28 protein-coding genes, 1 tRNA gene and 4 pseudogenes are annotated in these 26,044 nt (G+C 57.8%); 12 read left to right on the forward strand and 21 right to left on the reverse strand.

All coding sequences use genetic code 11. From position 1 onward, the window contains the following. Positions 1–95: 95 nt before the first annotated feature. The 9 genes and pseudogenes from ACW9UO_RS02525 to ACW9UO_RS02565 all read right to left on the reverse strand — a co-directional run. A pseudogene (locus tag ACW9UO_RS02525) lies at positions 96–350 on the reverse strand (transposase); the annotation flags it as partial. Continuing rightward, a complete protein-coding gene (locus ACW9UO_RS02530) occupies positions 277–1,704 on the reverse strand; it encodes a hypothetical protein (RefSeq protein ID WP_457087427.1) in 1,428 nt (475 codons plus the stop codon). The gene ACW9UO_RS02530 and the pseudogene ACW9UO_RS02525, both read right to left, overlap by 74 nt. Then, complete coding sequence (locus ACW9UO_RS02535; RefSeq protein ID WP_457087428.1) at positions 1,691–2,704, reverse strand: hypothetical protein; 1,014 nt, start codon at positions 2,702–2,704, stop codon at positions 1,691–1,693. The genes ACW9UO_RS02530 and ACW9UO_RS02535 overlap by 14 nt, the downstream gene beginning before the upstream one ends. 519 nt (positions 2,705–3,223) lie before the next feature. Further along, a complete protein-coding gene (locus ACW9UO_RS02540) occupies positions 3,224–4,570 on the reverse strand; it encodes a dihydrolipoyl dehydrogenase family protein (protein WP_457087429.1) in 1,347 nt (448 codons plus the stop codon). 45 nt (positions 4,571–4,615) lie between these two features. Beyond that, the gene (locus tag ACW9UO_RS02545) at positions 4,616–4,978 is read right to left on the reverse strand and encodes a hypothetical protein (RefSeq protein WP_457087430.1); all 363 of its coding nucleotides are present in this window, start codon (positions 4,976–4,978) and stop codon (positions 4,616–4,618) included. 4 nt (positions 4,979–4,982) lie between these two features. Beyond that, entirely contained in the window at positions 4,983–6,398 is a 1,416-nt protein-coding gene (merA, locus tag ACW9UO_RS02550; RefSeq protein ID WP_457087431.1) for a mercury(II) reductase, read from the reverse strand. Beyond that, the gene (gene merF / locus ACW9UO_RS02555) at positions 6,395–6,631 is read right to left on the reverse strand and encodes a mercury resistance system transport protein MerF (protein WP_457087432.1); all 237 of its coding nucleotides are present in this window, start codon (positions 6,629–6,631) and stop codon (positions 6,395–6,397) included. Before merF ends, merA begins: the two co-directional genes overlap by 4 nt. Further along, positions 6,628–6,924, reverse strand: coding sequence for a heavy-metal-associated domain-containing protein (locus ACW9UO_RS02560; RefSeq protein ID WP_457087433.1), 297 nt, complete (start codon positions 6,922–6,924; stop codon positions 6,628–6,630). The genes merF and ACW9UO_RS02560 overlap by 4 nt, the downstream gene beginning before the upstream one ends. Before the next feature lie 14 nt (positions 6,925–6,938). Then, positions 6,939–7,328, reverse strand: coding sequence for a mercuric transporter MerT family protein (locus ACW9UO_RS02565; protein WP_457087434.1), 390 nt, complete (start codon positions 7,326–7,328; stop codon positions 6,939–6,941). 75 nt (positions 7,329–7,403) lie between these two features. On the opposite strand from ACW9UO_RS02565, the gene ACW9UO_RS02570 reads away from it, so the two are divergent. Then, positions 7,404–7,841, forward strand: coding sequence for a MerR family transcriptional regulator (locus ACW9UO_RS02570; protein WP_457087435.1), 438 nt, complete (start codon positions 7,404–7,406; stop codon positions 7,839–7,841). Positions 7,842–8,140: 299 nt separating this feature from the next. Here the strand turns inward: ACW9UO_RS02570 and ACW9UO_RS02575 are convergent, their stop codons facing one another. From ACW9UO_RS02575 to ACW9UO_RS02585, 3 genes are all read right to left on the reverse strand, one after another. Continuing rightward, complete coding sequence (locus tag ACW9UO_RS02575) at positions 8,141–8,878, reverse strand: class I SAM-dependent methyltransferase (RefSeq protein WP_457087436.1); 738 nt, start codon at positions 8,876–8,878, stop codon at positions 8,141–8,143. A gap of 656 nt (positions 8,879–9,534) precedes the next feature. Beyond that, positions 9,535–9,885, reverse strand: coding sequence for an IS66 family transposase (locus tag ACW9UO_RS02580; protein WP_457087437.1), 351 nt, complete (start codon positions 9,883–9,885; stop codon positions 9,535–9,537). After that, positions 9,872–10,003, reverse strand: a complete 132-nt coding sequence (locus ACW9UO_RS02585; protein WP_457087438.1) for a hypothetical protein — start codon at positions 10,001–10,003, stop codon at positions 9,872–9,874. Before ACW9UO_RS02585 ends, ACW9UO_RS02580 begins: the two co-directional genes overlap by 14 nt. 303 nt (positions 10,004–10,306) lie before the next feature. Here ACW9UO_RS02585 and ACW9UO_RS02590 point away from each other — a divergent pair. Beyond that, positions 10,307–10,582, forward strand: a pseudogene (locus tag ACW9UO_RS02590) (IS5/IS1182 family transposase); the annotation flags it as partial. A 124-nt stretch (positions 10,583–10,706) separates the two neighbouring features. Here ACW9UO_RS02590 and ACW9UO_RS02595 read toward each other — a convergent pair. Both ACW9UO_RS02595 and ACW9UO_RS02600 read right to left on the reverse strand, forming a co-directional pair. Then, positions 10,707–11,476 (reverse strand): IS5 family transposase gene (locus ACW9UO_RS02595; protein WP_457088589.1). Its coding sequence is split into 2 segments (ribosomal slippage): positions 10,707–11,140 and positions 11,140–11,476, totalling 771 coding nucleotides; the frame shifts between segments, so codons are not numbered across the junction. A gap of 159 nt (positions 11,477–11,635) precedes the next feature. After that, positions 11,636–12,073 carry a tyrosine-type recombinase/integrase gene (locus tag ACW9UO_RS02600; protein WP_457088590.1) on the reverse strand — a complete coding sequence of 146 codons (438 nt, stop codon included), beginning with the start codon at positions 12,071–12,073 and terminating at the stop codon, positions 11,636–11,638. A gap of 99 nt (positions 12,074–12,172) precedes the next feature. On the opposite strand from ACW9UO_RS02600, the gene tnpA reads away from it, so the two are divergent. From tnpA to ACW9UO_RS02620, 4 genes are all read left to right on the forward strand, one after another. Next, complete coding sequence (gene tnpA, locus ACW9UO_RS02605; protein ID WP_457085816.1) at positions 12,173–12,550, forward strand: IS66-like element accessory protein TnpA; 378 nt, start codon at positions 12,173–12,175, stop codon at positions 12,548–12,550. Continuing rightward, a complete protein-coding gene (gene tnpB / locus ACW9UO_RS02610; protein ID WP_457085817.1) occupies positions 12,547–12,894 on the forward strand; it encodes an IS66 family insertion sequence element accessory protein TnpB in 348 nt (115 codons plus the stop codon). Before tnpA ends, tnpB begins: the two co-directional genes overlap by 4 nt. 62 nt (positions 12,895–12,956) lie before the next feature. After that, positions 12,957–14,570 (forward strand): IS66 family transposase, encoded by a 1,614-nt coding sequence (tnpC, locus tag ACW9UO_RS02615; RefSeq protein ID WP_457085818.1) that lies wholly within the window; start codon positions 12,957–12,959, stop codon positions 14,568–14,570. Beyond that, complete coding sequence (locus ACW9UO_RS02620) at positions 14,570–14,866, forward strand: hypothetical protein (RefSeq protein ID WP_457085819.1); 297 nt, start codon at positions 14,570–14,572, stop codon at positions 14,864–14,866. Before tnpC ends, ACW9UO_RS02620 begins: the two co-directional genes overlap by 1 nt. 11 nt (positions 14,867–14,877) lie before the next feature. Here the strand turns inward: ACW9UO_RS02620 and ACW9UO_RS02625 are convergent, their stop codons facing one another. The 3 genes and pseudogenes from ACW9UO_RS02625 to ACW9UO_RS02635 all read right to left on the reverse strand — a co-directional run bounded on the left by ACW9UO_RS02625 (position 14,878) and on the right by ACW9UO_RS02635 (position 16,033). Beyond that, a complete protein-coding gene (locus ACW9UO_RS02625) occupies positions 14,878–15,663 on the reverse strand; it encodes a tyrosine-type recombinase/integrase (protein ID WP_457088691.1) in 786 nt (261 codons plus the stop codon). A 68-nt stretch (positions 15,664–15,731) separates the two neighbouring features. Further along, positions 15,732–15,806, reverse strand: a pseudogene (locus ACW9UO_RS02630) (hypothetical protein); the annotation flags it as partial. A gap of 56 nt (positions 15,807–15,862) precedes the next feature. After that, positions 15,863–16,033 carry a helix-turn-helix domain-containing protein gene (locus ACW9UO_RS02635; protein ID WP_457087439.1) on the reverse strand — a complete coding sequence of 57 codons (171 nt, stop codon included), beginning with the start codon at positions 16,031–16,033 and terminating at the stop codon, positions 15,863–15,865. 698 nt (positions 16,034–16,731) lie between these two features. Here ACW9UO_RS02635 and ACW9UO_RS02640 point away from each other — a divergent pair. Next, positions 16,732–17,133, forward strand: coding sequence for a hypothetical protein (locus tag ACW9UO_RS02640; RefSeq protein WP_457087440.1), 402 nt, complete (start codon positions 16,732–16,734; stop codon positions 17,131–17,133). A gap of 154 nt (positions 17,134–17,287) precedes the next feature. Next, a pseudogene (locus tag ACW9UO_RS02645) lies at positions 17,288–17,975 on the forward strand (transposase). A gap of 134 nt (positions 17,976–18,109) precedes the next feature. On the opposite strand, the gene ACW9UO_RS02650 reads toward ACW9UO_RS02645, so the two are convergent. After that, positions 18,110–18,186: transfer RNA gene (locus ACW9UO_RS02650), tRNA-Ile, on the reverse strand. A gap of 123 nt (positions 18,187–18,309) precedes the next feature. Here ACW9UO_RS02650 and purM point away from each other — a divergent pair. From purM to rnd, 3 genes are all read left to right on the forward strand, one after another. Then, on the forward strand, positions 18,310–19,362 hold the full coding sequence (gene purM, locus ACW9UO_RS02655) for a phosphoribosylformylglycinamidine cyclo-ligase (RefSeq protein WP_457087441.1): 1,053 nt from the start codon (positions 18,310–18,312) through the stop codon (positions 19,360–19,362). Beyond that, positions 19,359–19,940 (forward strand): phosphoribosylglycinamide formyltransferase, encoded by a 582-nt coding sequence (gene purN, locus ACW9UO_RS02660; RefSeq protein WP_457087442.1) that lies wholly within the window; start codon positions 19,359–19,361, stop codon positions 19,938–19,940. Before purM ends, purN begins: the two co-directional genes overlap by 4 nt. A gap of 81 nt (positions 19,941–20,021) precedes the next feature. After that, complete coding sequence (rnd, locus tag ACW9UO_RS02665) at positions 20,022–21,185, forward strand: ribonuclease D (RefSeq protein ID WP_457087443.1); 1,164 nt, start codon at positions 20,022–20,024, stop codon at positions 21,183–21,185. Positions 21,186–21,217: 32 nt separating this feature from the next. Here rnd and ACW9UO_RS02670 read toward each other — a convergent pair whose 3' ends face one another. From ACW9UO_RS02670 to ACW9UO_RS02680, 3 genes are all read right to left on the reverse strand, one after another. Further along, positions 21,218–22,165: an NAD(P)-dependent oxidoreductase gene (locus tag ACW9UO_RS02670; RefSeq protein ID WP_457087444.1), complete on the reverse strand. Its 948-nt coding sequence runs from the start codon at positions 22,163–22,165 to the stop codon at positions 21,218–21,220. Between the two features lie 78 nt (positions 22,166–22,243). Beyond that, positions 22,244–23,230, reverse strand: coding sequence for a glucokinase (locus ACW9UO_RS02675; protein WP_457087445.1), 987 nt, complete (start codon positions 23,228–23,230; stop codon positions 22,244–22,246). A gap of 77 nt (positions 23,231–23,307) precedes the next feature. After that, positions 23,308–24,339 carry a LacI family DNA-binding transcriptional regulator gene (locus ACW9UO_RS02680; RefSeq protein ID WP_457087446.1) on the reverse strand — a complete coding sequence of 344 codons (1,032 nt, stop codon included), beginning with the start codon at positions 24,337–24,339 and terminating at the stop codon, positions 23,308–23,310. Positions 24,340–24,615: 276 nt separating this feature from the next. On the opposite strand from ACW9UO_RS02680, the gene ACW9UO_RS02685 reads away from it, so the two are divergent. Next, positions 24,616–25,971, forward strand: a complete 1,356-nt coding sequence (locus ACW9UO_RS02685; protein WP_457087447.1) for an ABC transporter substrate-binding protein — start codon at positions 24,616–24,618, stop codon at positions 25,969–25,971. Positions 25,972–26,044 lie beyond the last annotated feature (73 nt).

The following is a 26,044-nucleotide window of genomic DNA, read 5'->3' on the forward strand; positions in this document are numbered from 1 at the left end:
TTTTTTAACGGGGTCCAGCCCACCAATAAGCCATCGGCAACTGCCCTTCAGGCGCAGCATAGCACAGGCTGTTTATACTGCGCACAGGCGGGCTGCGGCCGGGAACGGTTTTTTAAGATCTCCCTCTCCTCCTTGAGGAGCCTGATCTCGCGCCGAAGCCGATCATTCTCTTTGGCGAGGTCTAAATCCTCTTTGGAAACCACGTCTGTATCTCGGTGCGCGGTGATCCATTTGTTCAGCGTTGACATGCCAACACCCAGATCGTCAGCCACCTGCTTACGTGTTAGCCCACTGGTTAGTGCGATACGAACCGCATCTTGGCGGAATTCGTCCGTCCGTTTCAGTCCCATAGTCAATCTCCTTTGTTGCAGTAAATGCTATCAAAGGAGCGGCATCAAACCGCGACAGGTCCAAACCGCCAAACTCACCCGAAGGCATGGGATATGTTGTCGATATAGCATCGCTCTCAGCCACCAGGTCGATAAAACCGAAATCCATATCCTTGCCGGTAAAACGGAACTTGTTGGCGTTAGCTTCAAACCGGCACTCGATCACCGGACCGTGCTTGATCGGCACGTTCTGCTCATCCTTTACATGTTCGCTCACCTGCTCGAAGCGCTCTACGTTGCCACGGAAAGTGACGGAAACTGCATGGCTGCTGTTCTCGGTGTACATGTTGATTTGAGACCCATTGTTCACCACCGAAACATCTTTTCGCCAGACGTGCGAACAGCCACCGCCTGAACAACCGACGAAAGCGGCGCTGTAAAAGCGAGTTTCGTTCGGTTTTGGCGGGACGGATGCACGCGGAATGCTGCGGGAATGATGAAAGCGGTGTGTAATGACTTTGCTCGAACTGGTTGCATGTCCGCTCGGCAGGCCGATCGAGTAGTCGCGGTTGAGTTCTGCCCGCTGCACCCAGGCGAACTCAGCAATGGTGGCGGCAGCAAAGATCTCGCCTGAGATACGTGGTGCGATCGTAAACTTCAGTGGCTGAACCTTCCGGAATTTCTTGTCGAAGAACAGTAGACGATCCTTCTTGATCAGAATATCCAGTTCAGCATCCAAAGTGGTAATTGTGAAATCCGTCCTGTGTTCTTCGATGAATTCGATTGGAATGACGAACTCGACTTCACTGGCACTAAGTTCTGCGGCTGGAATTTTCAGCTTCGGCCCGTTAGGCTGTTTGATGATCAGTGTGAGTAAAGACTGAATGTCTTCGGAATCATAGCCTACGTTGAGGCCGGTGACGCGCAATCCCCAGTCAGATGAAACATCAGATAGTATGAGTGTACCGTTAATCTCATCTAAGGCAAAGTCCTCAGAATAGATCACTGTGCGGCTAAGAGTTTGCCGGAATCTGCGTATCGCCTCGTCAGTGACGTTGTCCAGTTCGTCTGAAATCATGTGAACCAGCTGTTCCGCTGCCAACGATAGACTATAGATCTGCACCCGAACCTGTTCTGTCACATCTCGGACCAGCTTATTCAGATCGTCGGATACCTCGCGCCAAATTTCTCGGAACGAAGACTGCATTTGCGAGATCAGATCCTCTACCACATTCGTAAAGATGATTGACGTGTTTTGTGCGATCCGGTCGACTGTTTCTTCAATCTGATCCAGCACAGAGCCTATCAATTCATTCCCAATTGCCGATGTGGCCGCTGATGCGGTGATGGTTGCCACCGATTCAATTACAGGCATCTTTTCCCTCCATAAAAAGTTCTAACTCATTGGATAGTGCGTTCAAATAAGTCTTGTGGCGGAGCCGGATCGACTCCGTCATTTCGACGCTACCCAGAAATGAGTGGGCAAAGTCGATTGCCTCAAAGCAGAACAAGAAATCGATCTGGGGCATCGTTTCCATCATCCGGTACAGCATTTCTGCATTTCGCCGGGCGATATGCGCTTCGTCGCCGGGGCCGAATTTCCAGTATTCGGGAGCAACGGTACAGACATATTGAAAGTCGTAGGGAACCGGGATCTGACGACCCTCGCTTGAGATCAAAAGCGTGTTGTGAAGCTGCAGGCGTCCTCTGTCGGAAAAATCGAAGTGGTAGTCGCTGTTCCCCACTAGGCATTGAAAAAGAAAAAAGTTAAAGACGTCTGTGGCTTCAAAACTGGGATCGCCGTCGTGGGACAGATGCCCCCTCCGATTGAGTGCGGCACTCGCGAAGTCTTCGATTAGAAGGCAGTCGAACCTGCGCCAGATTTCACCCTCCGTCTTGATGTCGGCAACGGTCAAAACCGCGTCGAGATTTACATCTGACAGAGCTCTGAGCATCAGATAGGAATAGCATTCGGCCGCAAATATTTCTTCTGAAACGACCCCTCTGAACGGATACAGACTGCCGTAATTCGCCTCGTCCAAATCACGAAAAATGACATGCGCGCGCAAAGGGGTAAGGGAACTCTCCACGGAGATGCCTAACATTGGCAAACCCAGTCTGTGTCGTCCGCGCACATGGAAAGTGGCAGGTTCCGAAAGACCGACACCCTGAAGCGACGATAATTTGCCGTGAATAGCGCCTTCGTCGGTCGAAAGCAGATCAGTCAGCAGATCTTGTAGATTTGAGTCGCCTTTAAGGCGAATTCCTGTTGCAAGCTGACTGAGGCTTGCATCTTTACGTGCAGTGTTCTGCCTTGTTCCAAAAGCAAGATTGCATCCCGTGAATTTAGCAACGGTGTTTTGTTCGACAAACATTCGATTAATAGATGGATAGTCGCGTCGACTATTTTCCTAAAAAAATTTAAATACAACTCAAGATTGCAACTTAAGAATTTAAGTTCAAGTTGTTTTTTCCGAAGTCGCCTTTTTCTGAGGTCATGATCCTTTGGCAAATCATCTGACGGCGGTTACTGCCTATCGGCATCCTCATCGAATCCGACATTCGCTGCACTACGGAAAGCTGGTACTCTGGGCTCTTAGCCGCCTTGCGGCGGTGCGGCACACGGTTTTCAGCCAAGACCGACCTTCAGCCCCGCTGCGGTTGACCGCTGCCAGCCCAGTCTGGACATTCGACCGATCCTGGAATCAACTGGCGCCACCCGCAAGTCGGGCGGAGAGCGGTCGTTCGCTGCGGGCGCAATAGAGCCCCCCGCGACATTAAGATCAGACGCTCGCGCAATGCATCTGACATACTTGTTTATGACGTCCTTGTGGTCATGTTAGGCTGCCGCGTCGCATGCTCTCGAAGCGGGGGCTGGCAGCAACTTGGCGACCTTAGAGCATCGAACCGATATCCGACGCCCCCGTTGGATACGCCGCGGGCATCGTCTTGATCTGACCGACCGTGAGCCCCAGCTTAATCGCCAGAGAAAAGAAGTTGATAAGTTCCGCGTAGTCCGGACCGAACATATGTGCGCCCAAGATCTTGCCCTCTAAAGTCGAGATGATCTTGGCACCTGCATGGGTCTCGCCCAGACGTTTCTGAGAGAACCAGCCGGAAGTATCTGTGAATGACACCTCTAAATCGCCGGTCTCGCGCGCTTCTTCTTCCAGCATGCCGACCCGTGCGAGTTCAGGGATGGTGAACACCACGCTGGGCACGCCCGTGTAATCCGGCTCGGTCTGCTTGCCTTTCAGCATGTTGGACGTGGCGATCTTGGCTTCGAAGACAGCCACCGGGGTTAGAGGCTTGCCCGGGGAGGCCGCGGCGTCTCCGGCTGCGTAGACGCGGGGGTTGGAGGCAGATTGCAGCCATGCGGTAACCTTCACGCCGCCATGCTCGGTTTCGATCCCGGCTGCGTTTAAATTCAACTCATCAACGGCGGGCACCCGACCTGCGCCGTGAACGATAAGATCGGCCTCTTTGACATGAGTATTGCCGTCTTTGCTGTAAAAGATGCGCTGCGCCTTGGCGGCAGCTTCAATCTTTTCGGGGGTTGCTTCGGAAATGATCTCGATCCCCACCGCACGACTGCGCTCCAGCAGCATATCGACCAGATCGGGATCGAACATTTTCAGCTGCCGTGCGCTGTGATCAAGGATCGTGACCTCGGCACCTGCTCGTGTGGCGATATGCGCAAACTCAAAAGAGATATAGCCACCCCCAACGAAGATGATGCGCTTTGGCAGTTCCGGCAGGTTCAAAAAGTCTGTGCTGTCGATGAGATGATCAACACCGGGAAAATCCAGCGGACGCGGTTTCGCGCCAGTGGCGATCAGCGCATAACCGAATGTGATTTCGCCATGGCCCTCGATTTCGATCCGATCCGCTGCGGTGAAGCGGGCTGATCCATGCAAGGTTTGCACACCGGCTTTCTTTAGCCCGTCTTCCATGTTCTCCGGCACCGGGTTGGTAAAGCTTTCCTTGTGCTTCATCAGCGCGGGCCAATCGATCCGCGTGTCTCCGGCCACTCCCTTGCCGCTCAGCAGTCGCGCGGCGTCGACCGCCTCGGCCCCGGCGCGCAGCATCTTCTTCGGATCACAGCCCCGCAGGGCGCAGGTGCCGCCGTAGGGCAGTTCGTCCACGATGGCGACAGACCAGCCTGCCTGCGCGGCCTTTTTCGCTGCGTTGACCCCAGCCATGCCGGCGCCGATGACGATCAGATCAAGTGTTTCGGTCATGAGGCTTCCGTGGTCCTGAATGGTAAGAGGGGTCGGCTCGACGGCTTAACGATAGCGGCCAAGCAATCGTTCACTAAGCCACCAAATCCCAGCCATCCCGAGACCCGTCGTCAGGCCCAACCAGAGCCAGCCTTGTTCTCCGAGCGACAGCAAGCCGGACCCATGGCCCAGCACCGGCAAGATCATGGCCAGTAGAAATGGGCCGGTATAGCGGCAATGCACACGTCCGCAGCGGCGGGAGTTTGCCACGCAGGCCCCACCCATCCAAGCCAGGGCGGCGACCCAGATGACAGTTTTAAGCCCATCGCCAAAGGAGATGGCGACCAGCATGGCACCAAGCGGCAGCCACCACGCAAGGATACTGTTTCGCATCGTGCCGAGCAGGTCTTTCGAAGATCGATCTATCATGTTTTCACCCCGCACAGCACGACAGAGCGGCAACGTCCTTCTCGAAAGTTTGGGCCGCCAGCTTCATCCCTTCAACGGTGGTGAGATAAGGCATGATGGTATCGCCAAGTTCCTCGTAGGTCAGCCCCGCCTTCAGCGCCATCGATGCGGTCTGGATGCTGTCGGCACCCTCCGGCGCGATGATCTGCGCGCCCAGCAGCCGTTTGCTCCCGGCCTCGGCCACCAGTTTGATCAACCCGCGCGTGTCGCGGGCCGCCAGCGCACGCGGCACGGCGTCAAGGGGGAGGACGGAGGTCACGACCTCATGGCCCGCGGAGCGGGCCTGGGCTTCGCCAAGCCCGACACCGGCTACCTGCGGATCAGAGAAGACGACCCAAGGCATGGTTGCGTTGTCGTAGGTGCGTGTCTCACCCGCCACAGCATTCCGGGCGGCGATCTTGGCGCCATAGGCGGCCATATAGACGAACTGATCGCGGCCAGTGACATCACCTGCCGCCCAGATGTTGGGGCTCGTGGTGCGCATCTGAGCATCAGTCTGGATACCCCCGCGCACATCCACCGTAATCCCGGCGGCAGCGAGGTTCAGCCCGTCACTGTTTGGCACGCGGCCCGTTGCGAGCACGAGCCGTTCTGCTGTCAGGAATTCGTCATCCGAGAGGTGCAGTGCGATGGCGTTGTCCTGCTTCGAGATGCGATCGTAACCTTTTGCGCGCACCAGTCGGATGCCCTCGTCGGCCAAGTAACCTTCAAGCGCTGACGAGACCTCAGGCTCCGCTTCGGGAAGCACACCACGGCGGCTAACCAGCGTCACGGCAACACCGGCGCGCGCGAAAAGCTGCGCCAGTTCCACGCCGATATAGCCCGCGCCGAGAACCAGCATGGAGGCAGGCAGAGCGGTCAACTCCAGCGCTGACGTGCTGTCGAGCGTGTCAACTTCCTCAATCCCCGGAATCGCAGGCGCATGCGGGCGGGAGCCGGTGGCAATGATGATTTTTGCCGCCGGGAAGAGGCTGCCATCGACCGTCAACTTGCCTTCATCATCGAATGTCGCCCGGCCTTCGACATAATCGACATTCTCATGCCGGGTCAGAACATCCGCGTATTTCGCCCCGCGCAATTCTTCGACCAGCGCTTGTTTCTGCGCAACTGTAGCCGCCCAATCAGTCACGCGGGCCTCGGCCTCAATCCCACCAAACCGGGTCGCAGCACGCGCGTGATGCAGGCTCTCGACCGCGCGGATCAGGGCTTTGGACGGCACGCAGCCCACGTTAACGCAGGTGCCGCCGATGGTGCCTGCGCCGATCAGTGCCACGCGGGCACCGGCCTCGGCGGCGGTGATGGCGGCGGAGAAGCCAGCGGAGCCGGCGCCGATCACGGCGAGATCATAGGAGCGGTTCTTGGGGGAAGTGCTGTCTTTCATGAGGGGTTCTCCGAATTGCGGCGCTTCCAGAGCGCGTAAATTGTAATAGCGATGAAGATGGCGAGTGCAGGCAGCAGCACGTAGTCGAGCCAGCCCAGCAACGCCGACAGTCCGACCGCGCCAAATAGGATCACCAGCACAGGCGTGAAACAGCAGAGGGCGACAATGACCGTGCCGATAAGACCGACCTTCAGCAGACGGCTCTGGTTATCGGGTGCCTTTTCCTCATTCACGATCCGCTCTCCGCGGCCAATGACGCGCCATAGCCAACGCCAGTCACGGCGGCGATGATGGCCTCCGGATCGGTGAGCGCATCATCGTAGCGCAGGACATAAAGACCGGTTTCCGCATCGCCCTCGATGAACTCCAGGATTTCAACGCTTTCCACGCGCTTCATGGCGGTGGCGACGATGTAGCTGCACGAAGGACAGGTGAGCCCTTCGACAGCCACGCTTGTGGTGGCCTCTGCGGCCATTGCTGCGCCGGCCGAAAGGATAAGGGCCGTGATGGAGATAAGAAGTTTCATAGGAGACCTCATGGTCAGAATGTCAAAAGGAAGGGCGAGAGTGCCGGAAAGGCAAGGGCGAGAAGCACGACAAGCAATGCGCCCCAAAGCATCCCGCGCATCAGCCCGCGATCAATCGGGCGCGCACAGGTGCCGTCCGTGCAGGTTTCAGTGGGCACCGGGCTGTAGGCCTTCCAGAACCCGTAGGCGAGCGCTGCTGCCGCGAAGCTCAAAGTCACCCACTTGTAGGCATAGAGAGCGGTAAGCTGCCCGATGAAGACCCCGGTCACACCCAGACTGACCAGAACAAGCGGTAGGATGCAGCAGGATGTCATGGCGAGCGCGCCGAGAACGCCAGCGCCGGTGGCGAACCAACCGGATCGGTCTTCGTGCTGGTTGGTGGTCGCGGTGGTGTGATCTGTCATCGCTTTGCTCTTTGTTGCCCTGTGATGACTTGCAAGATAGGGTCTGTAGCAACTACAGGATCAAGGAGGAAATGCATGTCTGGTGATCACGGTATTGCGAGCGACCTTAAACGCTCTGACCTTGCGCGCCTGACCGGCTGCAACCTCGAGACCATCCGCTATTATGAAGGCGTCGGCCTGATGCCCGACCCACCGCGCAGCCCCGCCGGGCACCGCCGCTATGGGGCGGCACATGTTGAGCGGCTTGGCTTCATCATGCGGGCGCGTGAACTTGGCTTTACGATGGAGGAAATCCGAGGGCTGCTCAGCCTGGTAGATCGCGGCAGCCACACTTGCGCAGAATTTGAGAAGCGTGGGCAGCATCATCTCGACGTCGTGCGGGCAAAGATAAGTGATCTTCAGAACATCGAGACTATCTTGGCGCAAACGATTGCGAAGTGCAGCGGTTCGGACGCGCCAGAGTGTCCTCTCCTCACAGTTCTGTCGGATGCGGCTGTGGCCGAAGCAGATTAACCCGCACCGGACGAGACATGATGAATTGGTGTTTTAAACGTTTGAAGGCGCGGCAAACACGCGAAGATTGCCCAGAACGGATTTCGACGGTTCCGAACGTTCGCCGACCGCAGTGGAATGTCGGCTTTCTGCATGCTGTTGCGCAGCAAGTTTCTAAGACCCGGACGGCAGCTACGGGCCGTCTTTGTCAGTGATGGCGCGCGCCAGATGTGAAAATGCTGCAAACGATCTAATGGCGGCAGAGAGCCCCAATATACATGATGCTGCGCAGGGCACGAATGGCAGCTCCCGCGCGCCTCTTACTTCTCCCACTCCATCATCGTGAGGTAAGGCATATTGTCGTAGGACTTTACGCGCTCCGGCGGTCCCCCCGAAGGAGAAGGCTCATCAAAATAGCGCAATGTGAGGCCCGCAGAAAGAAACGCACGCATGTAGGTTGAAAGTGGTCTGTGCCAGTTTTGAATTCGTAACCCATCCCATTCGAACCATGCCTTTTCTGTCGCAAGGTATTTTCCAAGCGGGCGTAGTTGCTCACCTGTTTCTCTACAATGGCGTTTGCCAAAGATGGCACTGGACGTGGAGAAACTGGAAAGATTTGCAATAAGAAGTCGCCCGCCCGGCTTCAGGACACGCGTCATTTCCGCGACGGCGTCGTCCAATAGATCTATGTCAATCAAAGATAAATATGACACTGCAAGATCGAAAGTGCCTTCGCCGAAGGGTAAATCCTCTGCAAAGGCGACTTGGTACTCTCCATACGGATGACGAGTTCTCGCCTCTTGAATCATCGCTTCAATAGGGTCGATGCCAACGGTCGAAACTTGATGCTGTGCAAGCATACGGCAGAATCGACCCTCTCCGCATCCGACGTCCAGCGCACTTGCCGGTCGCTTGGATAAGACGCGAGCGAGCATTGGCTGATCGAGAACATGCTGGCGCGAGAAATCTCCATCATCTCCCATGCGCTTTATCCAAGCAGGCGCGGAAGACGTCCAGCCATTCTCATCCGATTCTGGCATTGTTTCTGTACCTGACAAGGAACTTTGTGTCCTTATACTCAATGCTCCCTCGTAAAGCAGCCATTCAAATTACTTTGATCGACGCCGGCTTGTCCCGCGCTCCGGTCTATCAGCCGCCGAAAATGCTGCGAGATGCACAAACGGTTGGTCTGGGGAAGCCGCGCTGCGGCATTGGAAGGCTGGTCCAAAGTCTGCTGTGGGCCGAGGTTGCTATTTAGCCTGTGGGGTTTTAACGCCGATATCGGCTCGGCTTCGCGCAACTCGTGGATCAGCCAGTCCCGAAATGCGATGGTCCCAACCGCTCCACCACGCCCTGCGCCAAGCGGTGCGACGCCTCACCGAAGCAGTCGTGCAGGGAGTCGGCGGCCACAACGCTACCCAGTGCCAAACGGCCTAAAAGACAAAGCCCCGGTGACCTCTTTCCTTCCCGACCGATAAGCTGGCCATCCTTGGCGGTATGCGCAGCAAGCCCATCCGTGATTGGGCACAGCCGTCCTTCGTCTATCAGCCCAACCAGCAATGGGGTGCGCAAGATCGAAATTCGACATTTCCAGCACCAAGAGCGCATACTGAACAGGCGAAAAATTATGGGCCCGCCTGACGAAATAATTTGCCCACAGTACGCCTGTAGGTCGTTGCGCTGTAGTCTCTCGAACGAAAAAATACGCGCACCCCTACAACTGGGCGGGGATCACATCCAGCCGTTCCGACACATCTTCACCGATCACATGGCGTTCGGTCCCGCGAGCGCAGGTGGTCGCTTCCGGCTCGATCACCTCTTCGATCCGCGGCAGGTGTTTCGGCAGTGAACCGCGGTTGGTCTTGCGGGGCCAAGAGGTCTGTGTCGGCGTGACCAGCTCATTGGTTTCGCCCTCCGCCTCGACCACGGCGATCCCAGCCTCGATATCCTCCAGCGCCAGTTCGAACAGATCGGGATCGATCTTCTGGGATTTGCGCCCCAACATGGCTTGCCTGAGGGCCGCAATCAGAGCCTCCAGCCGCGCGTTCTGTTCACTCTGGGCCAAGCGTCTCGGCCACGATCCGCCCCTTGATCTCGTCCGGCCAGCGACGATGACCCTTGGCACCGATCACGATCTCACCGATGAAACCGGGCTCCAAATGGATATCCCGACGATCTCCCATGGAGCCCTCCAAACAAATCTACGCCCGAGCAGGGTCTCGCAAATTGTCAGGACGACCGGAAGGTGGGGCCGGGAAACTGCTTACTTTCTGGCGTGACGGGGACAAGCTCGAGATTGTCCCGTCTGTTGGGATCGACGGGTCAACGGTGACTCAGGCAGCACAGCGCCATTAAGTGACGCGGCAGCAGATTTACGCTTGGCGGCACGACCTCAAGAAGAAAGGCTGACCGCTGGCCCTGCCTGATGGGTTCCGCAAACCAAGTTCCTATCAGCAATGCGGGCTATGATGCCCGCGCCATTCTGAAGGAACGGTCGGGCTTGGAATGAGGACTGCCCGGCTGCCAAGGCGCGCAACGATACCCTGCGCGCCACGTGTCACTACGGTCGGGCATTCTGGAAGCAGTGGACCGGATACCACGCCCACAGCCGCGTGGAGGCCAAGATGCGATGTCTAAAGGCCTTCGGTGAGCGCATCGCCGCGCGGGATCCCGATCGCCAAACTGCCGAAATCCACATCCGGGTCGCCCTTATCAATCGCTTCAACGCGCTCGGCACCGCCGAGGTCGTCCGCGGGGCCTGAGCCTGCACGGGCAAGTGGAACTAAACGCCTCAGGCCGCCTTTCTGCAACAGCGCCCATTTTATATGACGACGGACAGTTGCAACAGTGTCGTAGGCGAACTTAGGGTCAGGACTCGTTCTCGTTTCATAGCCAGAACATGACGGTTGCGGCGAGGGCGATGGCGGAGAGGAAGACTTTCGGGCATCGGTCGTAGCGTGTGGCAATCCTGCGCCAGTCCTTCAGGCGCCCGAACATGATCTCGATCCTGTTGCGGCGTTTGTAGCGGCGCTTGTCGTATTTGACGGGCTTGGCGCGGGACTTCCGGCCAGGGATGCAGGGCTTTATCTCCTTGTCTTTCAACGCTTCCCTGAACCAGTCGGCGTCATAGCCCCGGTCGGCCAGAAGCCATTGTGCCGATGGCAGGCTGCCAAGAAGGGCCGCAGCGCCGGTGTAGTCGCTGACCTGGCCCGCGGTCATGAAAAACCGGATCGGTCGTCCCTCGGCATCGGTGACGGCATGCAGCTTGGTGTTCATGCCGCCTTTGGTTCGGCCGATCGCGCGCCCCCGCTGGTCGTCGGGCCCCCCTTTTTCGACCGCAGACTGCTCGCCGTGCGGTGCGCCTTCAGATAGGTCGCGTCGATCATCGCCGTCTTTGGAACCGCTGCCTCCGACGCAAGGCCGTGCATCATCCTCGCGAAAATGCCCTTGTCGCTCCATCGTTTCCAGCGGTTATAGAGCGTTTTGGCCGGGCCGTATTCCGCGGGCGCGTCGCACCAGCGCAAGCCATTGCGATTGATGAATATTATTCCACTCAGAACACGCCGGTCATCCACCCGCGGCTTGCCATGGCTCTTGGGAAAAAACGGCCGAAGCCGGTCCATCTGCGCGTCCGTTAGCCAGAAAAGGTTGCTCATCATCACCCCCGTCAGTTTGGGAGCTTGAATCACGCTGCCGACGTAGCCTCAAGCAGATCAATGGGTCCTGAGCCTAAGCACAAAGCCAATCGCGAGGTTCATCACCTAATGGACCCGATATCTGCTTGTTTTTCTTGGTCTCGCTCATCGGACACAAGACTATGATACCTTTCGTAATTTCTCAAACTTCGTCCTTAGATCAGACAGCACCGTGTCCGAATTTTCTTTAACAAAAATTGCAAATTCAGGCTCGATTTTTCGATCAATAGTTATTGATGTCTGCGTGCTTGTGAAGTGAATGCCAACACCGCTTTGAAGGTCGCGTTCGGCGATCACTTCATGTTCGGGATCGTATGCAAGTAACGGTGTAACGTCGAGTGCAGCCGCCTCAGCACGAAGAAAATCAGGTTGATAACGAGCATAGACTTTAAAAGTCTGTTGTATTGAGGAATGGCCGAGGTACTGACTAATTCGCTGAATTGATGAGCCAGACTCCAACATCCAAACCGCCGATGTATGGCGAATGTCATGAACTCTTACGTCTTGGAGCCCCGCTCTTTCTAAGGCTGCATAAAACGCCGTTTTGATAGATTTGATGTAACCGCTCCGTTGCTACCGCCTGCCTGATTTTGGCGTGATGGGCTAAGACACGTGCATAACGACGTCGTTTGCGACGTGTCTTATGCGGGGGTGTTGATGCGGGGTGAAATTCTTGGACTTGAGCGGCGGCGGCGGTGGAGCGATGAAGAGAAGCTCGGGATCGTCATGTCGGTCGGGATCGATAATGCGACAGTGACGCAAGTTGCGCAGCGCCATGATGTGACACGGCAACAAATTTATGCCTGGCGCCATGATCTGAAGAAGAAAGGGCTTTTGCCGCCGGAGAGCGGCGTGCTGTTCCTTGCTGTCGATATTCCACCCGCGCACCGCGTTCCCGCCATCTCCGAAGCGTCCCCCGGAGCAGAGCCCAAGCCGGTCGAATTGCGTCTACGCAGCGGGCGCTGCCTGCGCTTTGACAGCAACATGGACGCGGCGTTGCTGACGCTGCTGATCCGAGCGGTGGAGGCGGCATGATCGGCCCGGGGACCGGCGTTCGGGTGTATCTGGCCTGCGGCGTCACGGACATGAGGAAGGGCATCGCCGGTCTGGCAGCTCTGGTCCAAGATGTCTTGCGCCAGAAGCCGACAGGCGGTGCGGTTTTTGCCTTCCGGGGGCGCAGGGGCGACCGGCTGAAGCTTCTCTATTGGGACGGTCAGGGGTTCTGCCTCTATTACAAAGTGCTCGAACGCGGTCGATTTCCCTGGCCCGCAGCGACAGAGGGCGCGGCGCGGCTGACCTCGGCGCAGTTGGCAATGTTGTGGGAAGGGATAGATTGGCGTCGCCCGAACTGGGGCGCACCACCGGCTCGAGTTGGGTGAATTATCCGCCTGATTAGCCTTGTTTTTATGGCGCTTCCACTTGCGCCATGGTAGTTGGACGCATGTCAAACCATGTTGTAAATCTTCCTGATGATCCCGCTGTTCTGAAGGCAATGATCGCTGCTTTGCAGGCAGAGAATGCCAAGATATCGGCCACGTTGCGTGTCCATGACCAACTTGTTCAGGCACTGCGTTTGCGGATCGCCAAGCTGCAGAAACTGGCCTTTGGCAAAACGTCGGAAAAGATCGAGCGCGAGATCGAACAATTGGAACTGGCGCTGGAAGACCTGTTGGTCGCTGTCGCCGAAGGGGATGATGACCTCATCGATGAAGGTCAGAATGAGCCAGCACCCGATGAGACGGCAGTTCCGAAGCTCCGCCGTCGTCCGCGCGTCTCTGACGCAACGCCGCGCGAGCGTCGTGAACTCGATCCTGGCACTTGCTGCCCTGATTGCGGTGGTGATTTACGTGTAGTGGGCGAGGATGTCAGCGAACTGCTTGATATGATCGCAGCCCAGATGAAGGTGATCCAGATTGCCCGCATCAAAAAGTCCTGTCGTCGCTGCGAGAAGATGGTGCAGGAGCCCGCTCCAAGCCGCCCGATCCCCGGCAGCATGGCGGGTCCGAACCTGCTGGCCCATATTCTGGTCTCAAAGTTTGACGATCATCTTCCTTTGTATCGCCAGCACGAGATCTTTGCCCGCATGGGCGCAGATATTCCCGAAAGCACGCTTGTCAGCTGGTGTGGACGTGCCATGAAAACCCTCCAGCCGCTTATCGAGCGGATCGAGGCTGATATTATGGGCAGTGATCTGCTGCATGCGGACGACACGCCAATCCGTGTGCTGGACCGGTCCTTGCGCGACAAGGGCCTCGGCAAGGGCGTAAAAAGGGGCCGGATATGGGCCTATGTTCGTGATCAGCGCCCATGGGCGGGTTCAGCGCCACCGGGGGCGATCTATTACTTCGCCCCGGACTGGAAAGAAGAGCATGTTTTGCGGCACCTCTCGGAAGGCTGCGGCATCCTGCAGGCTGACGGTTATAAGGGGTATGCCAAGCTTTATGACCCAGAACCGGACGGAACCACGCGCTTCCGCGAGGCCGCCTGTTGGGCGCACCTGCGACGCGACTTCCATGACGTCTGGGCATCCACCAAATCCGAGATCGCCCGTGAAGCGCTCGACCGGATTGGGGCGTTCTACGATATCGAGCGCGACATCGCAGGCCAGCCTGCCGATCTGCGCCTTGCCGCGCGCCAAAAGCTGAGCAAACCGAAGGTCGAAGCCTTCCTCGCTTGGTCGGAACAACAGCTCCTGCGCATCCCCGGCAAAGGCGATCTCGCCAAGGCATTCCGCTATGGTCTGAGCCGTCAGACGCCGTTCTGCTTGTTCCTTGAGGATGGCCGCGTGGCAATCGACAACAACCCGGCCGAACGCGCCCTGAGACCGATTGGCATAGGCCGCAAAAATTGGCTTTTTGCCGGGGCCGATACCGGTGCGGAAACCCTTGTCCGGGCCATGACGATCGTTGAGACCGCCAAGCTCAACGGCCTCAATCCGCAGGCCTATCTGGCCAACATTCTCGACCGCATCCATGATCACAAGATCAACCGTCTCGACGAATTGCTACCTTGGAATTGGGTGCCCGTTGGAACCGCGCAATCGAAGGCAGCCTGATGGCAGCAGTGACGCATGTTTGCACAATCGCCCACGTCGCGAAAATGCTTGGCGAAGACCAAGACCTCCTCGAGGCAATCATCCGCAACGATGATAATCTGACCTACGGCAGCATCATCCGCATCTATACAGGGCAAGAGGAGGGCATGACTGGCCTCACCGATTACGGCATCGAAGAGCTGGCTGACATGATCAGAGAAGCACGCCTGACAACCCAGACCTGGCACGACTTCCTCGACGACTTTGTCGATGACACCGACCTTGTCGCCCGGATCAAGGCAAAATCACCGCGGTAGCAACGGAGCGGTTACGATTTGATTGGTTCATCATGATAGGATACAACTGTATCGCATTCTGAAACTCGCTGCCATTTCAGAAGTTCGGTTTTTAGGCCAGCATTCATGGGGACTACCGCTCGCCCCTTTCGCGGCCCTTTTTTCTCCAACCTCAAGTCAATGATATCTCGCTCGAAATCAACTCGGCTCCAATCTAATTCGAGGACCGCCAACAGCCGGCCCGCTGTGCCCAAAAGCAGCAATAATGCAATGTAGAGGTGTGGTACGGATTGAGATGCTTGCAGAAGTTTCGCCACTTCAGGTCTCGAGAGCGGCTTATCCCTCGGCGCAGGTTTAGATGGTCGGGGAATGTATGGTACGTCTTCAACCGATATCATTTTCCGTTTGCGAGCGTAGTTAAAGGCGTCACGGAGGGAACCCAGCTCTGTCCAAAGCGTTTCATCGGAAACTGGCTCTCCAGTTCGCACATGAACTCGACTCTTTTGGTAGCTTAATACCAGCTCTTCCGTGATTTGATGCGGTTTGAATGGACCAAAGAATTTTCGAAAAGCTTGATTTTCCGTCAATCGCTTCGCCGTTGGTCGATCTCCAAGGCTTTTTCGGTAAGCTGCGCAGATCTCATCGGTGGTTATCTCGGTCGGTGCCTTTTTAAAGAATTCAGTTACAATCTCCACTGCTTCAGGCGTCGCATCCTTCTTATTTTTTGCCTTAAGGGAGTATCGATGCCTTGTCCCGTCGGAGCTGTTGAATGTGACAGCGAGCCCACCCCGATATTTCCCAATTCTGAAAGGTTGCATGCTTCTATCTCCTCAATAACCGTTATCTCTATGCGGACATGGCTTGTGCGGTTTCGAACCGCCTTCAACTCGCCGTCTCGAATTAGTTTTCGTATTGTGTTGGGTGAACAGGACCAACGCTTTGCGAGTTGCGTTGAAGTCATGGACGAGATCCTATCGCCATCGCTAAGCTTACTGATCGTCCTCAAGTCCTATTTTTTCAGCTATTTGGCACGAATCGCCGCTCGAAATTTTCAACCGATTCTTGTGGAATGCGAAGAAGTCGACCGACACGAAAGGCCTGTAACTCTCCAGAAATGATAGCATTTCTGATTGTGTTGCTACAGCAGCTCCAACGCTCAGCAAGCTGGTTTGGGGTATAAACTTTCATTCTGACGTCTCCATTTCGTTCGGTACGTTTCGGGTGGGGCAGTGAAGTAATGATTCAGGATATGATGCTTCGTAATTTTGAAAAATCTCGACCTTTTATTCCGAATGAACCCTAAGCAAACCGCCAAACCTCGGTTTCTCTAAGGCGAAACAATAGCAATGTTTTCCAACTACCTTCATTAGATTTATCCACCAAACCTGTGCCATATCGGTTCCTCGTTAAATGCAAGATACATCTGATCTAATTGGCGTCAACATAATTATTTAACAATATCAACGACTTATTTTCTTTGGTTTCTCGAGGAATGGCCAATATAGATAGATTTTCGTTTTTTTTCCTGAATTTTGAGAGACCACGGGGGGGGGTGTCGAAGTTGGAGGGCGAAACGGATCAACGCATGATTTGAGAATTTTAAACGCTCAATGCCGAATACCTTTTTTGTGTCATGTTTCCCGCTCTTGGCCCTTCTCCAAAAAATGATTTCTCCGTAAGAAAGGGACAAATCTTACGTTTGATAAACTTTCTTTCAAAATCGGTTTCGTCATTTGAAGAAAGCGCCAATATATTCCCCAGAGGCGGCCGGATACGAAAACACTCAGTCCGCCTTCTTTCTTGTCAGCCGTGGCGACGCTTATCGTCGCCCAATCCGACGCGGCTATCGAGCGGAATGCTCCGGACTCTCAAATTCGAGGTTCGCAATGAACTTAACGACCATCGTAAATCCCGACTTATCTGCGCCGTGCTTTTCCCATGCAGAAAACGCGCTTTACAGGCTAAGCGTGTGGCTTGTTTCCGAGCGCGAACTGTTGGGACGCGTTATCACTAATTCGGGACATCGGCAGGCTCTTGGCGCACTTGCTGCGCTTGATCAGTTGCATATCGAGCCAGATGCGACGGATCAGGACCTCATCGAGTTTTTTGAGCATGCTCAGAGCTGCCTGAAGACCATTCTTAATGCCCTGTTTGCGTTGCCAACCGACTATCAGGTTTCGAAGCAGTCTCCCCAGTCAGATTCAGCGCCGGTTGAAACGCAAGTGTTGTGGTGCTCTGCACGTATCCACGAGGTTATTTTTTCAGTTGAGAGCGCTGTAAAACTTTAAAACCGGTAGGATGTGGATCTCAAAAAAAACTGGGGTCCACATCATATGCTTGAGGAGTATCCTGACTTTACAAATTCCCGGATTCGAGCGGCATTGTTGCAGAGCTCTGTCTGCATGGATTCACAATGTGAATCCATGCAGTTAGACGGGGTGAATGAGCAAGCCTGCACCCGCCCGCTGCCGCACGACGAACTGGTCCAGCTACACGGATTCGCTTCGCAAGCGCGGGTCGCTACTGATCTGGTTGGACAAGGAGATGACCTGGCTCGCACCGCATGACAGCAGCCCCGGTCGCCCCGCGTTGTTCTCAGATGCGGCGATCCAGTTCTGTCTGACCATCAAGATCCTGTTCAAGCTGCCGCTCCGGCAAACGACCGGGATAGTTGTCAGCCTGCTGAAGTTGGCGGGCCTGGACTGGGCGGTGCCGGATTACACGACCCTGTGCAGTCGGCAGAAGACGCTCGCCGTTAAGATCCCGTATCGGCGCGCCGATGGCCCCCTAAACCTGCTGAAATCATAAGACAAGAGGGATCGACCGACAGGCCACGCCGATCATCCCCATCCGCAAAAACAGCCGGCCGTGGAAAGAGGATTGCCAGGCGGCAATCACCCGAAACGAAACCCTTCGCGCAACCCGCCACTGTGGCAGGGCGCTCTGGAAGCGATGGACCGGATACCATGTCCGAAGCCGGATCGAGGCGAAAATGCGTTGCCTTAAGGCCTTCGGCGAGCGCATCGCCGCAAGAGACCCGGATCGACAAACCGCCTAAATCCACATCCGCATCTCCCTCATCAATCGCTTCAATGCGCTCGGCACCGCTAAGATCGTTCGAGTGGCATGACGCCGACGGGGAAAAGGGGCATCATGCCTCAGGCATGAGTTGCGCAACAACGCCGATTCGAGCGCTAAAACTAAGACTTGGTTCAATGAACCAAATCTTAGAATCGGGAGTTTAGGCTAAGTCTTTGAAAAGTATGGTAGGCCCGGCAGGACTTGAACCCGCAACCAAAGCGTTATGAGCGCTCTGCTCTAACCAATTGAGCTACAGGCCCGCCGTCGCCTGAATTAGCCAGCCCGGAAGGGGGCGTCAAGGCTTTCAGATTGCGTGTTGGCGCGCGATGTTCTAACCCGACCAGAACTCTACAAGCAGAACCTTGAACATGACGGAGCGGGCGATGAGCGCGGATGCGGGCAAGAGCGGGCTGACATATAGCCAGGCAGGTGTGGATATTGATGCGGGCAATGCGCTTGTCGAGCGGATCAAACCGGCGGCAAAGCGCACGACGCGCCCCGGCGTGATGTCGGGCCTGGGCGGCTTTGGCGCGCTGTTTGATCTCAAGGGCGCAGGGTATAAAGACCCGATCTTGGTGGCGGCCACCGATGGCGTTGGCACCAAACTGCGGATTGCGATTGATACCGGCGAAGTCGATGGCGTGGGCATCGATCTGGTGGCGATGTGCGTCAATGACCTTGTGTGTCAGGGTGCGGAGCCGCTGTTTTTCCTTGATTATTTCGCCACGGGCAAGCTTGAGACCGAGACCGCCGCGCGGATCATCGAAGGCATTGCCGAGGGCTGTGTGCAGTCGGGCTGTGCGCTGATTGGCGGCGAAACGGCGGAAATGCCGGGGATGTATCCCGAGGGCGATTTCGATCTGGCGGGCTTTTCTGTCGGCGCGATGGAGCGGGGCACGGCCTTGCCCGAGGGGGTGAAGCCAGGCGATGTGCTGCTTGGGCTGGCGAGCAATGGCGTGCATTCCAACGGCTACTCGCTGGTGCGCAAGATTGTCGAGATTTCGGGGCTTGGCTGGGACGATGATTGCCCTTGGGGCGAGGGCACGCTGGGTGCGGCGCTGCTGACGCCGACGCGGCTGTATGTGAAACAGGCGCTGGCGGCGGTGCGGGCGGGCGGCGTGCATGCGCTGGCGCATATCACCGGCGGCGGGCTGACGGAAAACCTGCCACGGGTGTTAAACGACGGGCAGGGTGCCGAGATTGATCTCGATGCCTGGGAGATGCCGCCTGTGTTCAAGTGGTTGTCGGAGCAGGGTGAATTGGCCGAGGCCGAGATGCTCAAGACCTTCAACTCGGGCATTGGCATGGTGCTGGTGGTCGACAAAGACCGCGCGCGCGACATCATCAAGGTGTTGATCGAGGCGGGCGAGCAGGTCCATGCGCTGGGCCATGTGACCGAAGGCACGGGGGTGAACTATCGCGGGTCTCTTGCATGAGCTTGCGGGTTGCGATTCTGATTTCCGGCGGCGGGTCGAATATGGTCACGTTGGTCGACAGCATGACCGGCGATCATCCGGCGCGGCCCTGTCTGGTGCTGTCGAACCGGCCTGACGCGGGCGGGCTTGATAAAGCGCGGGCGCGGGGCGTGCCGACTGCGGTGGTGGATCACCGGCCCCACGGCAAAGACCGCGCGGCGTTTGAACAGCAATTGCAACTGGCGCTGGAAACGGCGCGGCCTGATATCATCTGTCTGGCCGGCTTCATGCGGGTGCTGACGGCGGATTTCGTCACTCGTTGGGAGGGGCGGATGCTCAACATCCACCCGTCTCTTTTGCCTAAATACAAAGGGTTACACACCCATGCCCGCGCGATTGAGGCGGGCGACGCCGAGGCGGGATGTTCGGTGCATCTGGTCACGCCCGCGCTCGATGATGGCCCGGTTCTGGGGCAGGCGCGGGTGCCTGTTGCGGCGGATGACACGCCCGATACACTGGCGGCGCGGGTGCTGATCCAAGAACACCGGCTCTACCCGGACATGCTCCGGAACTTTGCGAAAACGTTGAAACAACCGTAATTGGTCCGCGCCTTTTCATCCGGGCGTATTGGTCATATGCTCGGATTAATGGAAGCGCCACGACAACAGAAAAGAGCGCCTATGCGTATCATTACAACGACTGCGGAGCTGGCCGAATTTTGCACGGCTGCGCGTCAGGAACGTTATGTGACGGTGGATACGGAATTCCTGCGGGAACGGACGTATTACTCGAAACTCTGCCTCATCCAGATGGCGATGCCGGGCAAGGATGACAGCACCGCCGCGCTGATCGACCCGCTGGCCGGGGACCTCTCGCTTGAGCCGATGTACGAGCTGTTTCGCGATGAGAACGTGGTGAAAGTGTTCCACGCCGCGCGGCAGGATCTTGAGATCTTTTTCGTCGATGCCGGGGTGATTCCGCATCCGCTGTTTGACACGCAGGTCGCGGCGATGGTCTGTGGCTTTGGCGAACAGGTTGGCTATGAAAAGCTGGTGCGCTCGATTGCGCGCAAGGGGCTGGACAAGACGTCGCGTTTTACCGACTGGTCGCGCCGCCCGCTGACCGAGGCGCAGCAGGTTTATGCGCTCGCCGATGTGACGCATCTGCGCACGATTTATGAATTCCTCGCCAAGAAAATCGAAGAGACCGGACGCGCGCCCTGGGTACGTGAGGAAATGTCGATTCTCGAAGCGCCGGAAACCTATGTGGTGCAGCCCGAGGATGCCTGGAAACGGGTTAAGACCCGCACAACCACGCCGAAATTCCTTGCCGTTGTCAAAGAGTTGGCGCGGTTCCGCGAAACCTATGCGCAAGAGCGCGATGTGCCGCGCAACCGGGTGTACAAAGACGATGCGCTGTTGGAGCTGGCCTCGACCAAGCCGCAATCGGCCGCCGATCTTGGCCGGTCCCGGCTGTTGCTGCGTGAGGCGCGGCGGGGCGATATTGCGGATGGTATCATTGCGGCGGTCGCGGCTGGGCTGAATTGCCCGCCCGAGGATATGCCGCAACTGGACCGGTCGCGCGACAAGCTTCAGGTCAACCCGGCGCTGGCCGATTTGCTGCGCGTGCTGCTTAAGGCCAAGACCGAGGCCAGCGATGTGGCGCCGCGTCTGGTGGCACCCTCTGCCGATCTTGATGCTTTGGCGGCGGGCTTGCGCGATGTGGCGGCGCTGCGCGGCTGGCGGATGGAGGTCTTTGGCCGCGATGCGCTTCGGCTGTGCGATGGTAAGGTTGCGTTGACCGTGCGCGGCAACGACGTGGCCATCGTCGAATTGGACAGCTAAAACCGGGCGTTACGAGGTGCGATAGGGGGGCTTTACCGCCCCCTTGGCACCACCTCGTATCCGGGTTCTTCCGGTTCCTCATCGGTCATTTCCGGCGGAAATCCCGGCGCGCGAATGTCGAGCCCGGTGGCGTCTTCCAACCTGCGGATGATGTTTGGCGAAAGCTCGCGCGGGCCATAGCGCGCGATGCCGTCGTCGATGATCTGCATCATCAGCGGGTTCATCTCGAGTGGCACGCCGGCCCGGTTGGCCACGTCCTGAAACAGGCCAATGTCCTTTTTCACCAGATCCAGCGTAAACGAAATATCGCGTGAGCCGTTGAGGATAACCTGACTTTCAGTCTCATGCACAAAGCTGGTTCCCGAGCTGATGGCGATGGCCTCATAAGCGGTGGCGAGGTCCATTCCGGCGCCTTTGCAGGTCACCAAAGCCTCGGCGCAGGTGATCAGATTGGCGGTGGCCAGGTAGTTGGTCACGACCTTCAACACCGAGGCCGAGCCGAGATCGCCAGTGTGCAACACCCGGCGGCCCATGCAGGTGAGCAGCGGCAAGACCCGCTCAAATGTCGCGCGATCACAGCCGGCGAAAATCGCGATATTGCCGGTGTCGGCGCGGTGGCAGCCGCCGGACACAGGGCAATCCACCGCCGCACCGCCGCGCGCCATGACCAGCGCGCCAAGGCGTTTGACCTCGGCCTCATCGGTGGTCGACATTTCGAGCCAGATCTTGCCGGGGCCAACCTCGGGCAGCATCGCATCAACCACCGCGGCGCTGGCGGCGGGCGAGGGCAGGCAGGTGATCACAACCTCGCAGTCGCGCATCACCGCGGCGGGGCTTTGGCCATCGCGCGCGCCACGCGCCACGAAACCGGCGACGAACTCAGGATTGAGGTCGTGCACCGCCAGATCGTGGCCATTGCGCAAAAGACTGCCAGACAGTTTGCCGCCGACATTGCCGAGGCCGATAAACCCGATTTTCAAGACCTGTTCTCCCGTCTGATATGTGCGCCAATTCGGCGGCAAAACAGCCGGGGGGTCAATGGAAATCGGGCCGTTTGGTCAGGGCGCGACGGGATGGTTGAGCAGTTCCGACATATGCGAGGCACAGCCCAAGAGCGCGGCCTCGTCATTTTCGATCAGAAACACCGGGAATTGCTGCATGAAATCGGCAAAGCGGCCTTTGTCGCGGAAGGCATCGCCAAAGCCCATCGTATCGAAATACGGCGCGAGAGAGCGGCTGACACCGCCGATGAAATAGATCCCGCCGAACGGCAGTTGCGCCAGCGCCAGATCGCCCGCGACCCGCCCGGTAAAGCGGACGTGATAGCCCACCGCCTCGACCGCCTGAGCATCGCTGCCATCGGCGGCCCCGGCCATGATCTCGGCGGGAGGCTTGGCACCGGGGTTGCCGGCCTCTTGACGGCGCCAGCGATAAAGCGCCTGCAAGCCGCGCCCGGCAAGTGCCTCTTCTACCGAGGGAAATCCGCCTTCGGAGATCAGAAAATCTACGAGCTTCTGCTCATCTTCTCCGCGCAGGGGCAGGCTGATGTGGCCCGCTTCGGAGGGTGGCACCAGGGTCAGACCGCCGCTTTGAAACACCATCGCAATGTTGACACCAGTGCCGAGGCCGATCACCAGCCGCGTCGTGCGGTTGCTGTCTTTGGCGGCGTCGGCGTGCAGCAGCGGGCGCAGATCATCGTCGCCCAACAGCCCAAGCGCGTGGCCCTGCGCCTGTAGATCGTTGAGCACAGCAACGCGGGTCACGCCCGAGGCCGCGCGCACGCTGTCGCCATCGATCACCCAATCAAGGTTGGTCATCCGCAAAACACCGTCCATCACCGGACCGGCCCCGGCGACGCAGGCGGCCACGGGCTTGGCCCAGGTCTCGGACAGATAAGCCTCGAACACCTCGGTCAGCGAGGCATTTTCTGCATTGCGGTAGCGGCGGATCGAGCCGTCGACCAGCCGAGTGCCCTCGGCAAGCGCCACGCGGGTGTTGGTGCCGCCGATGTCGGCAACCAGTGTCAGATCGTTGGTTTTTGTCATAGTGTCACCCTGTGAGCGCTAACATTGCCCGTCTTTATGGCGTTTGGCCGTCATAATGCAAGTCCGGCGGCGGCGCGTCAGGCCACGGGGACCGGTCCGCTGGTGGCACCGACAAGCAGCCGGTGGGGGATCATTTCCGTCCCGGGCGGGGCGAGCGGGTTGGAAATCCGCTCGAGCAGGATGCGCGCGACGCAGCGGCCCGCCTCGCTGACCGAGCTTTGCACGGCCGAAAACACCGGTTCGGCCTCGGTGCCATTGCGCAGATACGACAGGTCATCGTCGAAGGTGCAGACCGAGACATCGCGCCCTACGCTCAGCCCCGCAGCTTCGACCGCGCGGCGCACGCCAAGCGCGGTGATCAGCGACGAGACTACGATGCCGGTGGGCGGCGCGGGCAGGGCGAGCATCCGGGTTGCAGCGTTGTAGCCATAGGTCTCGGTCATGTCGCCGGTGGCCATCAACTCGGGCTGCGCCTCGACCCCGGCGGCACTTAGCGCGGCCTGATACCCGGCGCGGCGGCGGTGGGCAAAGTCCATCACCTCGACCCCGTTGATCAGGGCAATCCGCGTGTGGCCAAGGCCGGTCAGATGCGCCGTCAGATCCTGAAGCGCCGTCACATTGGCCACATCGACCCAGGAATAGGGCACCGTCACATCAGAGGCCCGGCCATGCACCACAAACGGCAGGCCGAGATCGTTCAACAGATCAATCCGCGAATCATTCATTTTCGGGCTATGCACCACGATGCCATCGACGTTGCCCTTGATTTTGAGGTCGCGGTAGAAGGTTTCCTCGTCTGAATCCGGCACCAGAGACAGCAACATGTCATAACCATTGGCGGAATAAATCTCGCCCGCGCCGGCGACAAAATCGCCAAAAATCGGGTTCACCATTTCCTGCTGGGTCGACACCGGGATCACATGGCCAATGGTCATCGACCGCCCGGTGGCCAAAGACCGCGCCCGCGTATTGGGGGTATAGTTGTTGTCGCGCGCCGCCGTAAGAACGCGTTTGCGTGTCTTTTCACTGACTTCCGGGTAGCCGTTCAAAGCGCGGCTCACGGTGGTCTGCGACAGTCCTAGCTGCTCGGAGAGCTGTTTCAAATTCATAGCGTCAAGCAGCCTTTCTGGTGGGGCAGGATGGGAGTGTTGTACTACGCAAATCCTGTGACACAAATAGCCGTCTGCCAGACCTGCCAATGCTGCACCGCAGAGAGATCATTGATATCGCTCAGCAATAATTCGTTGACTTTTTCGCGATTGTAAACCAAATTCAATTTACCAAAGCGCTTTGGGAGTGCGGGGCAGGCCGCTAGACAAGCCTTGTAAAAAAGCGTGACACGGTGTTCGATAAAGTGTGCGACTATCGCACAGGGAGGAAATAATATGAAAAATTCGCTTTATGCGAGTGTTGCGGTTTTTGCGATATCCGCGTCTCTTGCACAGGCCGCTGGCCATCTGCCGTTTGCCGAAGGCGAGGGTGGTTTCAACTGGGACAGCCTGTCGGGATTTGCCGAGGCCAACGACTTCTCTGGCGAGAATGTCACCATTCTTGGCCCTTGGCTGGCCGCCGAAGCCGAAGCCTTTGAGTCGCTGGTTGCCTATTACAACGAGGCCACCGGGGCGAACGCCACCTATGTCGGTTCGGACTCGATGGAACAGCAGATCGTGATCGACGCCGAGGCTGGCTCGGCGCCCAACATCGCAGTGTTCCCGCAGCCCGGCCTTGCCGCCAACCTTGCCTCGCGCGGGTTTCTGGCGCCGCTTGGCGATGACTTTGGCAATTGGGTCACCGAAAATTACGCCGCCGGGCAGTCCTGGGTCGACCTTGGCACCTATGCGGGCAAAGATGGCAGCGACAGCCTCTATGGTTTCTTCTTTAACGTGAACGTCAAATCCTTGGTCTGGTATGTGCCGGAAAACTTTGAGGATTTCGGCTACGACGTCCCCGAAACCATGGAAGACCTCAAGGCGCTGACACAGCAGATGGTCGACGATGGCGAAACGCCGTGGTGCATCGGTTTGGGGTCTGGCGGGGCAACTGGATGGCCGGCGACCGACTGGGTCGAAGACATGATGCTGCGCACGCAACCGCCTGCGGTTTATGACCAATGGGTGAGCAATGAGATCCCGTTCAATGATCCCGCCGTTGTGGGCGCGATTGAAGAATTTGGCTATTTCGCGCTGAACGACGACTATGTCGCCGGTGGCGCTGGCTCGGTCGCCGCGACCGATTTCCGCGACTCGCCCAAGGGTATGTTTGACTCGCCGCCGCAGTGCATGATGCACCGCCAGGCCTCGTTCATTCCGGCCTATTTCCCCGAAGGCACCGAAGTTGGCCTCGACGCTGATTTCTTCTACTTCCCGGCCTATGCGGGCAAAGAGCTGGGCAACCCGGTGCTCGGCGCAGGCACTTTGATGGCGATGACCGAAGAAAACGATGCGGCGCGTGGCTTCCTCGAATTCCTCAAAACGCCGTTTGCGCATGAAGTCATGATGGCGCGCCCCGGCTTCCTGACCCCGCACAGCGGCGTCAATCTGGAAACCTATGCGGGAGCCACGCAGCGTGCGCTTGGCGAAGTGCTGCTGAACGCGACGACCTTCCGCTTTGACGGCTCGGATCTGATGCCCGGCGGCGTGGGTGCTGGCACCTTCTGGACTGGCATGGTCGAATATGTTGGCGGCAAGCCCGCGGATGAAGTGGCCACTGAAATCCAGGACAGCTGGGACGCGCTGAAGTAAGCGCCCCCTGTCCCTCGGGGCGCGCGCAATTCTGTGAGCGCGCCCCGAAACCCAGACTTTTCGAACTGTATTT

The sequence above is a fragment of the Marinovum sedimenti genome (genome assembly GCF_054052205.1).

What these genes read in the sequence shown, in the direction of transcription:
- ACW9UO_RS02530 (WP_457087427.1), bottom strand. Translation starts at nt 1,704, where the DNA reads ATGCCTGTAATTGAATCGGTGGCAACCATCACCGCATCAGCGGCCACA.
- ACW9UO_RS02635 (WP_457087439.1), bottom strand. Translation starts at nt 16,033, where the DNA reads ATGAAAGTTTATACCCCAAACCAGCTTGCTGAGCGTTGGAGCTGCTGT.
- ACW9UO_RS02535 (WP_457087428.1), bottom strand. Translation starts at nt 2,704, where the DNA reads ATGTTTGTCGAACAAAACACCGTTGCTAAATTCACGGGATGCAATCTT.
- tnpB (WP_457085817.1), top strand. Translation starts at nt 12,547, where the DNA reads ATGATCGGCCCGGGGACCGGCGTTCGGGTGTATCTGGCCTGCGGCGTC.
- ACW9UO_RS02620 (WP_457085819.1), top strand. Translation starts at nt 14,570, where the DNA reads ATGGCAGCAGTGACGCATGTTTGCACAATCGCCCACGTCGCGAAAATG.
- rnd (WP_457087443.1), top strand. Translation starts at nt 20,022, where the DNA reads ATGCGTATCATTACAACGACTGCGGAGCTGGCCGAATTTTGCACGGCT.
- purN (WP_457087442.1), top strand. Translation starts at nt 19,359, where the DNA reads ATGAGCTTGCGGGTTGCGATTCTGATTTCCGGCGGCGGGTCGAATATG.
- ACW9UO_RS02540 (WP_457087429.1), bottom strand. Translation starts at nt 4,570, where the DNA reads ATGACCGAAACACTTGATCTGATCGTCATCGGCGCCGGCATGGCTGGG.
- ACW9UO_RS02680 (WP_457087446.1), bottom strand. Translation starts at nt 24,339, where the DNA reads ATGAATTTGAAACAGCTCTCCGAGCAGCTAGGACTGTCGCAGACCACC.
- ACW9UO_RS02585 (WP_457087438.1), bottom strand. Translation starts at nt 10,003, where the DNA reads ATGGGAGATCGTCGGGATATCCATTTGGAGCCCGGTTTCATCGGTGAG.
- ACW9UO_RS02675 (WP_457087445.1), bottom strand. Translation starts at nt 23,230, where the DNA reads ATGACAAAAACCAACGATCTGACACTGGTTGCCGACATCGGCGGCACC.
- ACW9UO_RS02685 (WP_457087447.1), top strand. Translation starts at nt 24,616, where the DNA reads ATGAAAAATTCGCTTTATGCGAGTGTTGCGGTTTTTGCGATATCCGCG.
- purM (WP_457087441.1), top strand. Translation starts at nt 18,310, where the DNA reads ATGAGCGCGGATGCGGGCAAGAGCGGGCTGACATATAGCCAGGCAGGT.
- ACW9UO_RS02625 (WP_457088691.1), bottom strand. Translation starts at nt 15,663, where the DNA reads ATGCAACCTTTCAGAATTGGGAAATATCGGGGTGGGCTCGCTGTCACA.
- ACW9UO_RS02560 (WP_457087433.1), bottom strand. Translation starts at nt 6,924, where the DNA reads ATGAAACTTCTTATCTCCATCACGGCCCTTATCCTTTCGGCCGGCGCA.
- ACW9UO_RS02570 (WP_457087435.1), top strand. Translation starts at nt 7,404, where the DNA reads ATGTCTGGTGATCACGGTATTGCGAGCGACCTTAAACGCTCTGACCTT.
- tnpA (WP_457085816.1), top strand. Translation starts at nt 12,173, where the DNA reads ATGCGGGGTGAAATTCTTGGACTTGAGCGGCGGCGGCGGTGGAGCGAT.
- tnpC (WP_457085818.1), top strand. Translation starts at nt 12,957, where the DNA reads ATGTCAAACCATGTTGTAAATCTTCCTGATGATCCCGCTGTTCTGAAG.
- ACW9UO_RS02565 (WP_457087434.1), bottom strand. Translation starts at nt 7,328, where the DNA reads ATGACAGATCACACCACCGCGACCACCAACCAGCACGAAGACCGATCC.
- ACW9UO_RS02640 (WP_457087440.1), top strand. Translation starts at nt 16,732, where the DNA reads ATGAACTTAACGACCATCGTAAATCCCGACTTATCTGCGCCGTGCTTT.
- merA (WP_457087431.1), bottom strand. Translation starts at nt 6,398, where the DNA reads ATGAAAGACAGCACTTCCCCCAAGAACCGCTCCTATGATCTCGCCGTG.
- ACW9UO_RS02545 (WP_457087430.1), bottom strand. Translation starts at nt 4,978, where the DNA reads ATGATAGATCGATCTTCGAAAGACCTGCTCGGCACGATGCGAAACAGT.